This window comes from Janthinobacterium svalbardense, from assembly GCF_002327145.1.
Lineage (GTDB): Bacteria > Pseudomonadota > Gammaproteobacteria > Burkholderiales > Burkholderiaceae_D > Janthinobacterium > Janthinobacterium tructae.
Map to the genome: position 1 here is coordinate 4,825,910 of NZ_CP023422.1, position 12,994 is coordinate 4,838,903.

11 protein-coding genes are annotated in these 12,994 nt (G+C 61.2%); 1 reads left to right on the top strand and 10 read right to left on the bottom strand.

What is annotated here, in order from left to right; translation table 11 throughout:
* Positions 1–30: 30 nt before the first annotated feature.
* Complete coding sequence (gene rlmN, locus CNX70_RS21440; protein ID WP_071076956.1) at positions 31–1,206, bottom strand: dual-specificity RNA methyltransferase RlmN; 1,176 nt, start codon at positions 1,204–1,206, stop codon at positions 31–33.
* 125 nt (positions 1,207–1,331) lie between these two features.
* On the bottom strand, positions 1,332–1,748 hold the full coding sequence (ndk, locus tag CNX70_RS21445; protein WP_070223377.1) for a nucleoside-diphosphate kinase: 417 nt from the start codon (positions 1,746–1,748) through the stop codon (positions 1,332–1,334).
* A 233-nt stretch (positions 1,749–1,981) separates the two neighbouring features.
* Between ndk and CNX70_RS21450 the strand changes: the two genes are divergently transcribed.
* Entirely contained in the window at positions 1,982–2,656 is a 675-nt protein-coding gene (locus CNX70_RS21450; RefSeq protein WP_411268305.1) for a Bax inhibitor-1/YccA family protein, read from the top strand.
* Positions 2,657–2,728: 72 nt separating this feature from the next.
* On the opposite strand, the gene CNX70_RS21455 is transcribed toward CNX70_RS21450, so the two are convergent.
* The 8 genes from CNX70_RS21455 to CNX70_RS21490 form a co-directional block, all read right to left on the bottom strand.
* Complete coding sequence (locus CNX70_RS21455) at positions 2,729–3,574, bottom strand: LysR family transcriptional regulator (protein ID WP_096236872.1); 846 nt, start codon at positions 3,572–3,574, stop codon at positions 2,729–2,731.
* Between the two features lie 28 nt (positions 3,575–3,602).
* Positions 3,603–4,760 (bottom strand): cyclopropane fatty acyl phospholipid synthase, encoded by a 1,158-nt coding sequence (cfa, locus tag CNX70_RS21460; protein WP_096236875.1) that lies wholly within the window; start codon positions 4,758–4,760, stop codon positions 3,603–3,605.
* Between the two features lie 287 nt (positions 4,761–5,047).
* Positions 5,048–6,094: a cupin-like domain-containing protein gene (locus tag CNX70_RS21465; RefSeq protein WP_096236877.1), complete on the bottom strand. Its 1,047-nt coding sequence runs from the start codon at positions 6,092–6,094 to the stop codon at positions 5,048–5,050.
* A gap of 75 nt (positions 6,095–6,169) precedes the next feature.
* Positions 6,170–8,140, bottom strand: coding sequence for a glycosyl hydrolase family 18 protein (locus CNX70_RS21470; RefSeq protein ID WP_279629323.1), 1,971 nt, complete (start codon positions 8,138–8,140; stop codon positions 6,170–6,172).
* 482 nt (positions 8,141–8,622) lie between these two features.
* Positions 8,623–9,963, bottom strand: a complete 1,341-nt coding sequence (gene rlmD / locus CNX70_RS21475; protein ID WP_096236880.1) for a 23S rRNA (uracil(1939)-C(5))-methyltransferase RlmD — start codon at positions 9,961–9,963, stop codon at positions 8,623–8,625.
* Between the two features lie 132 nt (positions 9,964–10,095).
* On the bottom strand, positions 10,096–11,127 hold the full coding sequence (gene rpoS / locus CNX70_RS21480) for an RNA polymerase sigma factor RpoS (RefSeq protein ID WP_096236883.1): 1,032 nt from the start codon (positions 11,125–11,127) through the stop codon (positions 10,096–10,098).
* Between the two features lie 8 nt (positions 11,128–11,135).
* A complete protein-coding gene (locus CNX70_RS21485; protein WP_096236886.1) occupies positions 11,136–12,053 on the bottom strand; it encodes a peptidoglycan DD-metalloendopeptidase family protein in 918 nt (305 codons plus the stop codon).
* Positions 12,054–12,095: 42 nt separating this feature from the next.
* A complete protein-coding gene (locus tag CNX70_RS21490; RefSeq protein WP_096236889.1) occupies positions 12,096–12,986 on the bottom strand; it encodes a protein-L-isoaspartate(D-aspartate) O-methyltransferase in 891 nt (296 codons plus the stop codon).
* Positions 12,987–12,994 lie beyond the last annotated feature (8 nt).

Sequence of the window (12,994 nt, forward strand, 5' to 3'; positions counted from 1 at the left end):
GTGCGCCAGGATAAGCCATGCTTCCCCGCATCAGGAGCGGATCTCCACAATCTTGCCGAAATTGGCGCCGAATTTCTGTTGATACTCGGTCATCTTTTCCATGCGTTCCTGCACCCGCGTGCGGTCCTTGACTTCGCCGGCCAGCTGGCCGCAGGCCGCATCGATATCGTCGCCGCGCGTCTTGCGCACGGTGGTGATGATGCCGCCATCCATCAGCACCTGGGCAAACGCCTTGATGCGCGGGTTTTTCGAGCGGAACAGGCCCGACTCGGGGAAGGGGTTGAACGGGATCAGGTTGAACTTGCAGTTCACGCCAAACTCACGGTCTTGCACCAGCGCCAGCAGTTCGTGCGCGTGCTCGTCGCTGTCGTTGACGCCATCGAGCATGCAGTATTCGAAGGTAATGAAATCGCGTGGGGCGAATTCCAGGTAGCGCTTGCAGGCCGCCATCAATTCCTTCAGCGGGTATTTCTTGTTCAGTGGAATCAAACCATCGCGCAAGGCATCGTTCGAGGCGTGCAGCGAGACGGCCAGGGCCACCGGCACTTCCTGCGACAGCTTGTCCATCATCGGGACGACGCCCGAGGTCGACAAGGTCACGCGGCGGCGCGACAAGCCGTAGGCGTTATCGTCGAGCATCAATTTCAGGGCCGTGACGGTCGGCTCAAAGTTCAGCAGGGGCTCGCCCATGCCCATCATCACCACGTTGGTGATCTGGCGCTCGCCTTTGGGGCCCGGTTCGATGCCCTTGGTGCGGCGCAATTCGAATTCCGCCATCCACAGCTGGCCGATGATTTCGCCAACGCTGAGGTTGCGGTTGAAGCCCTGCTTGCCCGTCGAGCAGAAGCGGCAGTTCACGGCGCAGCCGGCCTGGGTCGAGATACACAGGGTGCCGCGGTTTTCTTCCGGAATGAACACGGTTTCCACGGCATTGCCATTGCCCACGTCGACCAGCCACTTGCGCGTGCCGTCCGTCGACGTGTGGTCGCTGATGATGGCCGGGGCGCGCACTTCGGCGCGCGTGGCCAGCTTGTCGCGCAGCGACTTGGCCAGGTCCGTCATGGCGTCGAAATCGGAAGCGCCGAACTGGTGTATCCAACGTTGCAATTGTTTCGCACGAAACGGTTTCTCTCCCAACTCGGCGCAATAGGCGATGAGTTGCGCGGGATCGAGGTCCAGCAAGTTGGTGAGGGTCGTCGTATTCATGATCATGTCTATTCTAAAAATCCGTCCCCGCGCGCATCAGGAGCAAAAACTCCACAGCGCAGCGGGAACAGGGGGTGATAAGTTATTTCACAGATAACGCCAGGAAATAACGTTATCTAAGGCAATTAAGCCTTCAGTTCTGGGAAGAAGTAAGCGATTTCCACTTTAGCAGCTTCGACAGCGTCGGAACCGTGTACGGCGTTGGCGTCGATCGAATCGGCGAAATCGGCGCGGATCGTGCCTTTTTCTGCTTTCTTCGGATCGGTCGCGCCCATCAGGTCACGGTGGGCCAGAACGGCGTTTTCGCCTTCCAGGGCTTGGATCATGACGGGACCGGAAACCATGAAGTCGACCAGATCTTTGAAGAAGCCGCGTTCTTTGTGCGCTGCGTAGAAGCCTTCAGCTTGTTCGCGCGACAGTTGGGTCATGCGTGCTGCAACGATTTTCAGGCCAGCGTTTTCAAAACGGGTGTAGATTTGACCGATTACGTTTTTTGCAACTGCGTCTGGTTTGATGATCGACAGGGTGCGTTCGATTGCCATGTGTGAAAACTCCAATAAAAAGTAAGGTTTAAAACGGTAAATTGATAACTCAATCAACCTTTGATTTTACCATACTCCACCCCATATCACCCAGACAGACAGGGGGCATGCTTCCCTGCCGCTTGAGTTTAATGAAATCTTAAGCTGCTTTTTTGGCAAATTCCGGCCCTCATGCTATCCTTGGGTAAAGCAGTAATTTGAATTGACAACACGGAGGCACTATGAATCAGAACATGCAACGCACCTTTGACCTGTCGGGGGGCATGCAGCAAGTCCGCCACCAGGTCTTGCGCAACACTTACTGGCTGCTGGCACTGTCCATGATACCGACCGTGCTGGGCGCCTTCATCGGCGTGCAAATGCACTTGCCGATGCTGACCGGCGGCATGGGCTTCATCATCTTCATGGCCGTCGCATTCGGCTTCATGTACGCGATTGAAAAGACCAAGAACTCGGGCCTGGGCGTCGCCGTCCTGCTGGGCTTCACCTTCTTCATGGGCCTGATGCTCACGCCACTGCTGACGCGCACGCTCGGCTACTCGAACGGCGGCATGCTGATCATGACGGCATTCGGCGGCACGGCCACCATCCTGGCCGTGATGGCGACGATCGCCACGGTCTCGAAGCGCGACTTCTCGGCCATGGGCAAATGGCTGTTCGCCGGCGTGATCGTGCTGATCCTGGCATCGGTAGCGAACATTTTCCTGGGCCTGTCGGCACTGTCGATCGTGATCTCCATGGTCGCCATCGCCATCTTCTCGGCCTACATCCTGTATGACGTGCAGCAAATCATCAACGGCGGCGAGACCAACTACATCTCGGCCACCCTGCGCATCTACCTGGACGTGTACAACATCTTCACCAGCCTGTTGTCGCTCCTGGGCTTCGCCGGCGGCAGCCGCGACTAAGCGCTGCGCTTATGCGCATGAAAATGAAAGTGAAAGCCGACCCTCGGGTCGGCTTTTTTACGTCTGCAGCATCTACTTGATCCTCTCCGCCACCTCGCGCAGGCAGGCGCGGGCGCGGTCCAGGGTCGTGTTGTCGCGCTGGGCCGCATACACGGCGTAGGCGGAATGCGAGAACTCGGGCGCGTCGCGCACGCGATACAGCAGGCCCGCATCGAGATAAGGTTGCGCGCTGCCGATGCGAAAGTAACTGGCGCCGCCCACTTCCAGCAGGTACACGAGGGCCAGCGGCCCCAGCGAAATCGACACAGGCGGGCTGCTCAGCTCCGGGTATGCCGCCTGGTGGTTGGCCGCGAAACTGGGGCCCCAGTCCACATACACATACGTATCGGCATGCATCTGCCCGTCGGCGCGTGTGGTCACCATCACCAGCTTTTCCTCGGCCAGCAATTCGCTGGCCAGGCCCGGGCGCTGCGGCGGGTTATACAGCACGGCAAGATCGAGCGAGCCGTCGTGCACGGCGTCGAGCAGGCGCGCGGGACTGTCGACTTCCGCGCGCAAGGCAATCTCGGGGCAATCGCGGCTCATGCGTATCAGCCAGTCCCCCAGCAGCGGCTGCCACAGGCTCAGTTCGCAGCCGATGCTGACGGCATCGTCGCGCCCCGGCGGCAAGGCCACCTGGTGGCGCGCCCGCTCCCACACCTGCACCATGGTGGCCGCATGGCGCATGAAGCGCTCGCCGGCCGACGTCAGGCGGGCGCCCGCCTTGTTACGCACGAACAACTGGCGCCCCAGCTGCTGCTCCAGGGAGCGGATACGGGCGCTGACGGCCGTTTGCGTCACGTGCATGCGCTCGGCCGCCATGATAAAGCTGCCGCAGGAAGCCACTTCCAGGAAGGTACGCGCTTGATTGATATCCATCAAGCCATGATATCAGCTGCCGCGCATATCAACTGACACGCTCATAACCACCCAATACGCCTTGCTTCGACAAGACCCATTGCCACAGCTGCAAGTCGCGCGCGCGGAAGGCACCGGCGCAAGACAGCAAATAATACGACCACATGCGATGGAAGCGCTCGCCCAGCTGGGCGGAAAACTGCGGCCACGCCTGCTCAAAATTGGCGTGCCAGGCCATCAGGGTCTGGTCGTAGTCGGCGCCGAAGTTGTGCAGATCCTCGGCCACAAACAGATCGTCCATGGCGTCGCCGATTTGCCCGATCGACGGCAAGTCGCCATTCGGGAAGATGTATTTGTCGATCCACGGGTCGCACGCGGATTGGCGCTTGTTCTTGCCGATCGTGTGCAACAGGAACAGGCCGTCGTCTTCCAGGCAGCGGTGAGCCACTTCCATGAAGGTGCGGTGATTCTTGTGGCCCACGTGCTCGAACATGCCGACGCTGACGATGCGGTCGAATTTTTCATCGGTGTCGCGGTAATCCTGCAGGCGGAAATCCAACTTGTCTCCGCCCGGCATGCCGCGCGCGTACGCAACCTGCTCTTGCGAGATGGTCACGCCCACGCATTGCACCTGGTATTTTTCCGCCGCATAACGCATGAAGCTGCCCCAGCCGCAGCCGATGTCGAGCACGCGCATGCCCGGCTCCAGCCTGAGCTTGCGGCAGATCAGATCAAGCTTGGCTTCCTGCGCCTCGGCCAGATTGGCCGCATCTTTCCAGTAGCCGCAGGTATAGGTCATGCGCGCATCGAGCATGGCCGCATAGAAGGCATTGCCCAGGTCATAGTGTTCCTTGCCCACCATCCACGCGCGGCGCTCCGTCTGCAGGTTGAACAGGCGCGCAGTCAGCGCATGCAAGGCCAGGCGCATCGGGCGCACGTCGTCGGCCACCCTGGCGCGCAGCAGATGGCAAAAGAATTCGTCGAGCTGCTTCGCATCCCAGTCGCCGTCCATGTACGCTTCGCCCAGGCCCAGGTTGCCGCTGGCGAAAGCCCGTTCCGGCACGCCCGGTTTGCGCAGCTGCATGTCCCAGGCGGCGCGCCCATTCAGGTGGATGCCGGCCCTGGCCAGCAATTCGGCCGCTTCGCGCGTCAGCCGCGTGTCGAGCTGGAGTCCGGCGCTACCGGCCGATGCTTGTTGCAACTGCATACCTGCTTGTGTCGTTTGCTGCGTGTTCATGCCCTGCCGCCTCCAGATGGTTGTGGGTGCTGGCGCGCCGGCACGTCTACTCAGAGGCCCGGCGGCGCGCCAGCAATAAAATTATCTACCCCTCATCCGCATCTGGATAATGAAACATCATAGCCATTCATATCAAAATATTTGCTGTTAAATGATTTTAATCAATTATTTTGTGGAAATATCTTATACAAGATACCTACCGTAGAATGAAAAAAGCCGCCTGTTCGGCGGCTGTTCGCGGCAAGTAAGCCCTGCAATCAAAAGTCGTGATTCGACGGATACTTGCTGTAAAAATCGTTATCCCATTTGAAGTTGGTGAACGCCACTGTCAGGGAAATATCGAGCGCTTCGACAAAATGCCAGCAGCCGACGGGCAAAAACAGGATTTCGCCCGGCGCCAGCACGCATTCGCGCACCTGCACGTCGGCCATCAGCGGATAGCGCTGCAAGTCGATATCGCGCCCGTCGACGGGGGTAAAACAGTGGCGCTGGTTGTACACGCGCGCCACCTCGCAGGCGGCCATGATGCGCAGGCGCTTGCGCCCTTTGACCTGCGCCATGAAGTTGTTCGTCAGGTCGTGGTGGAATGGCGTCACGGTGCCGGCCGGGCCAAACCACAAGAATCCCGTGCGGCCGTCATCCTGTTTCAGGTATTCGGGCAGCTGGCCGATATCGTCCCACAGCTCGTGCAGCGCCTGCCGGTTTTGCGAATTGTTGTTCGCCGTCATATAGAAATCGTTGCTCGTACCGCTGTTCTCGACCAGGCTGGCGTATTCGCAAAAGGCCATCTTGCGCTTGTGCGCCACGCTGTTCATTTCGTACTGGGCATCCGCTTCGCGGCCGAACTGCACTTCCACCTCGCGCTGCGCAAAATGTTCGCGGAAATAGGCCGGGCTCCACTTGGCCATGGCGGGCCAGTCGTCCAGCATGCCCGTGATGATCACGGGCTGGTTGGTGGAATAATATTCGTCGAGGAATTCCTGCGCGGACAGTCTCTCGCGACGGGGAATCTCGGGCGAACGCAGCTGATTCAGCTTGCGCTGGATGTCGATCACCCAGTCGCGCTTGGCCAGCCGGTTCGACAGGCGCACGGCGCCGCCCAGGTAGGGACTCTGCAGCGCGAGCTCGATTTCGCGGCGCGCCAGGGGCTCCGCGATGCCGGCCTGTTGCAGCACAGGCATCAGCGCCGACGGATGACTGCCCAGCATGAGGTTTTCCGCGATCCAGCTGCGCCATTCGCGGCTCAGCTCCGGGTCTTGCTTCTGCTGCAGCTGTTTTGCTCCCAATGTCGCTACGGCCGCCATTATCTGTCTCCTTTTTATATGCATCAGCGGCCGGACAGCATGCACCGTCCGGCCGCGCCCTACCCTAACCACGCATTACCGTACTTTCCACACCTCCGTCGCCAGCACGCCATTCGCGTCGCCATCGAGTTCCCACGAGAACGCGCCGCGCAAGCCCTGGTCCTTGACATATTTCACCTTGGTGCCGATGACGGTCGGGTCGTCATAGCTCCACCACTGGCCGCCCGCGCCCGTGTACAGGTACAGCTGCTTGGTCACGGGATGGTAGTAGCGCGTGCCGGTCTTGGCGACGAGGATTTTATAGTCCTCGATGCCCGACTCGTAGGTGCCTGGCGCCGTGCCCGTGGCCGCCTGGTACAGGCCATCGCCGTTCGGTCCTGGCGCCACGCCCGTCCAGCCGCGGCCATAGAACGGGATGCCCAGCAGCAGCTTGTCGCGCGGCACGCCGGCGGCAATCATGTATTGCACCGCCTTGTCGCCCACGTATTCGCGCGCCATGCCCGTCGACGGATCGGCAGGGTCGGCAAACAGCTGGGCGTTGAAGTTGGTGCTCGTTTCCCAGCCGCCGTGGAAGTCGTAGGTCATCAGGTTGATCCAATCCATGTACTGCGAGTACAGGGCCGGTTCCGTGTTGTCGATCTTGTCCTTGCCGGCACCGACGGCCGCCGTCAACAGGTAGCGCGTGCCGTTGGCGGCGCCCAGCGCATCGAGCTGGCTGCGAAATTCCGCCATCAGCAAGGTGAAATTGCGCTTGTCGTTCGGGCTGACCGTGTTGTAGGGCTGGCCGCCGCCCACCGGATACTCCCAGTCGATGTCGATGCCGTCAAAGATGTTGGCCGCCGCACCCACGCCACCGCGACCGCCCTGCACCGGCAAGTTGCCCTTGATGTAGATATCGATGCAGGAGCGCACCATTTGCTTGCGCAGCGCATCGGTGGCCGAACCGACGGAGAAGTTCTTCGACCAGCTCCAGCCGCCCAGCGAGATGAACAATTTCAGGTTCGGGTGCGCCGCCTTCAGTTTTTTCAGCTGCAGGAAGTTGCCCGACAATGGAGCGTCCCAAGGGATGGCCTGGCCATCGACGGTGCGCTTCGGCGTGCGGATGTAGTCGGCCTCGGCATCGCCGCCCGTGCCCGCGTCCGGCGAATTCGGATTCGTCGCGCCCGGCTCCGCCTTGGTGATCATGGCGCATTCGTAGCCGCCGTTTTTCGGATAAATGTTGCCGAAAGCGTAGTTGATGAAGGTCAGCTTGTCGGCCACGCCGCTGGAGTGCACGTTCGCCACTTCATAGTCGCGGCCATACACGCCCCACTGCGCAAAGTACGACCCCACTTCGCGGCCCGTTGGGGTCGGTGTTGGCGTTGGCGTTGGCGTTGGCGTTGGCGTTGGCGTTGGTGTCGGCGTCGGCGTCGGCGTTGGAGTAGGTGTCGGGGTTGGAGTAGGTGTCGGGGTTGGAGTAGGCGTCGGCGTCGGCGTCGGCGTCGGCGTGATGCTGCAGATCTCCTGACTGGTCCATGGCTTGCCCGTGCCGGCGGCGCCGCTGCTGGTCGACGGGTTGTCGCCCTGCGTCCAGTAGTTGGCACGGTAATTCGTGCCCGCATAGCTGACGGTGGCGCCCGCGCTGTAGGCCGTGCCCGCCACCCATGCCAGCGCGCAAGTGCCTCCGGTTGGCGTTGGTGTCGGCGTTGGAGTGGGTGTCGGGGTTGGATTCGGCGTCGGCGTCGGGGTGGGCGTCGGGGTTGGTGTGGGAGTAGGCGTCGGGGTCGGCGTGGTGCCGCCATCGCAGGTGCCGCCGGCGCTCCACAGGCTCGGCGTGGAGACGGGATTCCAACCCGAGCCCACGTGATCGGTCTGCGTCACCAGGGCCGTGTAGTTGGCGCCCAAGTAGCTGACTACCGTGCCCGCGTTATAGGTACCACCCTCTTGCCATGGCACGCAGGCGACCACCGTGCTGGCCGCCAGTAATTGCGAGCCGCCTGGTGCGCTGGCGTCCCCGCCACCGCCGCATGCCGCCAGCACGCCACCGCTGGCCAGACATACCATCATGTTCCTGATTGTTTTTTTGAGTATTAAATTTTCCACGCTGTCTCCTGTTCAGGTTTGCGGAAATACCACTCTGCTTCAATGAAAAGCTACCCTGTGATTTTGTTTTTTTGCAGTTGCAAGAACAGCATGCTGCTGAAAAAATAGGCGGTCAAGTGGTTTTGAAGTGGCCTCAAAGTGGGCAATACCACTTCACGCAGAAAGCGCAGCGGTACAGGCAAACGGCGTGTTGTCCTACTGGACAATGAAAAAACGGCAGAGGGAGGGAAAACAGGAGAGATTGATCGAGAAAAAACAGACCAATTTTATAACACGCTGTAAGTGGTATTAGGATGGAAGCAAGCGAAAAGGCGGAATCTGTACCAACGCATGAATAGCCACAGCGCGCCTGAAAAACGTTCAGAGCAAGGCGCCTTGCCGAAGACAGTACGAATAGTACGGCTAGGCAAGGCAACGCAGCTATGGACGTTTTCTCAGGTGTGCCCTCAGAGCAAATCAAATACCGCCATTGATTCGACGTGCGAGGTGTGCGGGAACATGTTCACCACGCCCGCCTTGCTCAGCACATAGCCCGCTTCCAGAGCCAGGATGCCGGCGTCGCGCGCCAGGGTCGACGGGCTGCACGAGACGTACACGATGCGTTTCGGCAACAAGTCGGGACGCACTTGCGACAGTCCGACCAGCGCCTGGCACAGGGCCATGGCGCCATCGCGGGGCGGGTCGACGAGGATGCGATCAAAACGGCCCAAGGCGATCAGGTCGTCGGTGGTGACTTCGAACAGGTTGCGCGTCGAGAACGAGGTTTTTTCCGCCAGGCCATTGGCCAGCGCGTTTTCCAGCGCCCGTTCCGTCAGGGTGGTGCTGCCTTCGATGCCCACCACTGCGCTGCATTGCGTGGCCAGCGGCAAGGTGAAATTGCCCAGGCCGCAGAACAGGTCGGCCACGCGGTCGGTCGGCTGCACTTCCAGCAAACGCAGGGCTTTCGACACCAGCACGCGGTTGATGTGGTGGTTCACCTGGGTAAAATCGACAGGCTTGAACGGCATCTTGACGCCGAATTCCGGCAGCAGGTAGTGCAATTGCTTGTCCAGCGGATAGAACGGCACGGCCGTTTCCGGCCCTTTCACCTGCAGCCACCATTGCACGCCGTATTCGTCGGCAAAGGCTTTCAATGTCGTTTCGTCGTCCGCCGTCAATGGCGCCATGATGCGCAAGACCATGGCGGTGACGTCCTCGCCCACGGCCAGCTCAATCTGCGGCATCTGCTCGAAGATCGACAGCGAAGCAATCAATCCACGCAGCGGCAGCAGCATGTTTGACACGTGCGGCGGCAAGATTTCGCAGCTATCCATGTCGGCGACAAACGCCGATTTCTTTTCATGGAAGCCCACCAGCACGGCGTCCTTCTTCTTGACGTGGCGCACCGACAGGCGCGCGCGGTAGCGGTAGCCCCACGTCGGGCCATACATGGGTCGCATGATGCTTTGCGGACGCACCTTGCCGATATGCCACAAGTTGTCTTCCAGCACGCGCTGCTTGATCGCCACCTGCGCCGACGGCTCCAGGTGCTGCATCGAGCAGCCGCCGCAGTTATCAAAATGCTTGCACTTGGGCGTCACGCGCATGGACGATTCACGGTGCAGCACCGTCATGCGGGCCATTTCCCAGTTTTTCTTTTTCTTGAACGTCACAAAGCTGACGCGCTCGCCCGGCAATGCGCCTTCGACAAACACGACCTTGCCCGGCGAGCCGTCTTCGTTCTCAATATGGCCAACGCCACGGGCGTCCATGTCGAGCGATTTGATTTCGATGATATTTTCTTGCATAGCGATCAATAGGTAAGAGTGGGCCAGGACGCAGGGCCGCGCTGGAACTTGAAAGAATGGGGGAAAGGTCAGGCGCCGCGAGCGGGGCGTATGATAGCAGATGCGGCCCCGGAAATGCCGGGAGCGGGGTCCTTAGAGCAGGGAGTCGCGCACGACGCCGCGCGCCGCCATGGCGCGCTTCAACTTAATCAGCGCTTCCTGCTGGATCTGGCGCACGCGCTCGCGCGTCACGCCCATTTCTTCGGCCAGAGTTTCCAGCGTGGCCGGATCGTCGTTGTCGAGACCGAAACGGCGCATGATCACCACGCGCTGCTTGTCGGGCAGCTTGGTCAGCCAGTCGCGCACCAGCACCGTCATTTCATGGTGTTCCGCGCGCGCGTCGGGGCTGTCTTCGCTGGCGCCGGGCAGCATGTCCATCAAGGACGACTGCGGATCGTTGTCGAGCGGCGCGTCGAGCGAGGTGGCGTGCTCGGACAGGGCCAGAATATCCTGCACCTCTTCCACGGGACGGCCCACCAGGTGGGCGATGTCTTCCGCGGTGGCATCCTTGCCGTCGTGATGCTGGGCTTCCAGGTGGTACTTGCCGCGCAAAATCTGGTTCAATTCGCGCACCATGTGCACGGGCAGGCGCACCGTACGCGCCTGGTTCATGATGGCCCGTTCGATGCTCTGGCGTATCCACCAGGTCGCATACGTGGAAAAACGGAAGCCCCGTTCGGGCTCGAACTTGTCGATGGCGCGCATCAGGCCGATGTTGCCCTCCTCGATCATGTCGAGCAAGACCACGCCGCGGTTGATGTAATGCTTGGCGATCGACACGACCAGGCGCAGGTTGTGCTCGATCATGGTTTGCCGGGCTTCGAAATTGCCCTGCTTGGCCAGGGTGGCGTAATGCACCTCTTGCGCCGCCGTCAGCAGAGGCCGCGTGCCGATCTGGTTCAGATAGTGCTGCGTGGTATCGGTCGACAGTTCGGCCGCCAGCACTTTTTTCAGTTCATCGACACTTTCGACCAGCACGCTGACGCTGGCCACCGCGCCGCCCTCGCCCGCGTCGACGGCATCAATACCGTCGAGTTCGCCGGCCTCGTCCGTCACGACTTCGTCTGCCCCGTCTTCCGGCAGTTCCGGCTCATCGTCCAGCTGATCGTGCGGCGCGTGTGTCATTGCTTTACCTAACGGTTAGGCAGGAATTTCGAAGGATCGACAGGCTTGCCCTGCTGGCGGATTTCAAAGTGCAGCTTCACGCGGTCGGCATCGGAATCGCCCATTTCGGCGATGGCCTGGCCTTTGTTGACGTTCTGCCCTTCCTTCACCAGGATGCTGCGGTTATGCGCATATGCCGACAATAAACTATTACTGTGCTTTACGATGACAAGATTACCATAACCACGGATTCCGCTCCCGGCATACATGACTTTTCCCGCACCGGCTGCCACCACCTGCTGGCCCGCCTTGCCGGCGATATCGACGCCCTTGTTCTTGCCTTCGTCGAAAGTGCCGATGACCTTGCCTTCGGAGGGCCACATCCAGCTGATCTTCTCGTCGCCAGGCGCCGATGCAGCAGGGGCTGCCGCAGCGGCGGCCGGCGCGGCGGCAACAGCTGCTGCCGGCGCTGGCGCCGGCTTGGCGTCGGCACTGCCGCCATCGGCGCGCAATTCGGCCAGGGTGGCGTCGGAATACGCGCGCTTCTCGCCGCGCGGGCCGGTTTTTTTCGGCACGACAGGGGCGGCCGGTTTGATTTCCGTGACAGGCGGCATGACGATGGCCGACGTCTGCGCGCCGCCCGTGTCGCCATTCGGCGGCAGCACACGCAATACCTGGTCGACCTTGATGTCGTTCGGGTTGCTCAAGTCATTCCAGGCCACCAGGTCGCGGTAATTCTGGCCGTGTTCCAGAGCGATGCGCAACAGGGTGTCGCCACGCTTGACCGTGTAATAGGCCGGGTCGCGGTCGCGCGGATCGCTGGCGGCGGCGCTGTTGCCCGATGGATGGCGCTCCACCACGGGCGCCTGGACGCCCGTGGTGCCGCAACCGCTCAACAGCGCGGCCAAGGTGATGCCACATAGAAGTATGTTACTTTTCTTAATCATTCGCATGTAATTGTATGTCCTGCTTGCTAGCTGATCCGGGGATCATATGGTGCCCGGGCGCAAAGGCACGAAATGGCAGTCTTCCAGGGTCTGGCTGGTCCATTCCATTTTCCCCACCCGGGTAATGAGTTGTAAGTGTTGCAATTTAGCCCCCACCGGCGCAACCAGACGCCCGCCGGGCGCCAGCTGTTCCAGCAAGGCTTGCGGGACTTCCAGGCCCGCTGCGGCAAGGATGATCCCGTCGAAGGGCGCCGCCTGCGGCAGGCCAAGCATACCATCTCCGTACTGCAAGCGCAGATTTGACACGCGCAGCGGACGCAGATTGGCCTTCGCCAGCTCGTGCAGGGGCCGGATGCGCTCGATCGAATACACCTCTTTCGCCACCAGCGACAGCACCGTCGCCTGGTAACCGCAGCCCGTGCCGATCTCCAGCACGCGCTGCAAGTTGCCGCCCTGGCGCATCACTTCGATCATGCGCGCCACGATGTACGGCTGCGAAATGGTCTGATGGTGGCCGATGGGCAAGGACGCGTCGATATACGCCTGCGATGCCAGCGCCTCGTCCATGAACAGATGGCGCGGCACGGCTTGCATGGCGTCGAGCACCACCTGGTCCTTGACGCCCTGTTTCGCGATGCGCGCCACCATGGCCCGGCGTACGGCCTCCGACACCAGCGGATTTTGCCGTGGCGGCGACAGCACCACCGGCTGCGCCCGCTCATTGGCGATGGCCTGCGCACGCGACGGCGCGATGGGCAACGCGCCAGCGTGGTACGGCGCGCCTCCCCTGGCCGCATTTTGCGCCGCATTTTGCGTCGCCGTCTGCGGCGTGGCAATGCGCGACTGCGCCAGTGACTGCCCCCCGCCCTGCCTGGCGGGCTTGCCGGCCAGCGAATCGAGGGTAAGGGGGAAGGTACGCGGCTTGTCAGTCATAGTGAGCG